Source organism: Vibrio sp. D401a (assembly GCF_030248515.1).
Classification (GTDB): Bacteria; Pseudomonadota; Gammaproteobacteria; order Enterobacterales; family Vibrionaceae; genus Vibrio; species Vibrio rotiferianus.
This window is the reverse complement of record NZ_JAHGAI010000074.1, coordinates 1-813: the sequence shown is the minus strand read 5'-3', so window position 1 is coordinate 813 and position 813 is coordinate 1. Positions and strand designations below refer to the sequence as shown.

At 40.6% G+C, this 813-nt stretch carries 1 protein-coding gene; it reads left to right on the top strand.

What is annotated here, in order from left to right; translation table 11 throughout:
- Window positions 1-138: 138 nt before the first annotated feature.
- Window positions 139-759 carry a hypothetical protein gene (locus KIV41_RS24080; RefSeq protein WP_083151204.1) on the top strand — a complete coding sequence of 207 codons (621 nt, stop codon included), beginning with the start codon at window positions 139-141 and terminating at the stop codon, window positions 757-759.
- Window positions 760-813 lie beyond the last annotated feature (54 nt).

Genomic DNA, 813 nt, shown 5'->3' with positions numbered 1-813 from the left:
TAACAATCTGTTTAAGAGTGATTCGCAACGCGTGGCATTTTTACTATGCGTTGGTTTTAGTGTTTAAGGTGGCATGCGGCGGCTTTGGTATTGCGTTGCTCACACCTTAACAGGGCGTTATATTTCTAGTGAGGTTATATGAGTGAAAATAATAAAGCTTTAACCAAAGCTTTAGAATGGGTTGTTGAAATTGATCCGCCAGCTATTATTGCATCTGTCAAAGCGGAACGAGAAAAGTACCCTGATCTAAGCAATCAAAAATTAGCAGAGAGAGCATTCTCGTCCGCTAGGTGGAAAGCTTCTTCAACAGGATTTGTAACGGGGCTTCCATCTAATCCTTGGACAGCGGTTCCTGCAGCGACAACTGATGTTGCGATTACGTTACGTACTGAAGTAGCTGCGGTTGCAAGAGCTGCAGTGATATACGATGAAAACTTCTTTGATGACGAAGATGCTAAGTGGGAGTTGTTAATACCAATCTTTGGTATGAATGTTACAAGTCAAGTTGTAAGAGAGTTTGGTATACGTGGAGGGATGGGCGTTACACGTGCAGCTATAAAGAAATATTTGTCAAAGGAAACACTCAAACAGTTCAAAAAAATAATGCTGAAATATTTTGGGATTAAAGTGACTCAGAAAGGCATTGTAACCAAAACATTGCCAATAGTTGGCGGGGTTATTGGTGGAGGGTGGAATTACATAGAAGTTGGATTAGTTCGAAAAAGGGCAATAGCTTATTTCGAGGGAAAAGAAATATAACAATCTGTTTAAGTGTGATTCGCAACGCGTGGCATTTTTGCTATGCGTTGCGTT

Excerpts from the sequence above, each read along its gene's own strand:
- KIV41_RS24080 (WP_083151204.1), top strand. The coding sequence starts at position 139 with ATGAGTGAAAATAATAAAGCTTTAACCAAAGCTTTAGAATGGGTTGTT.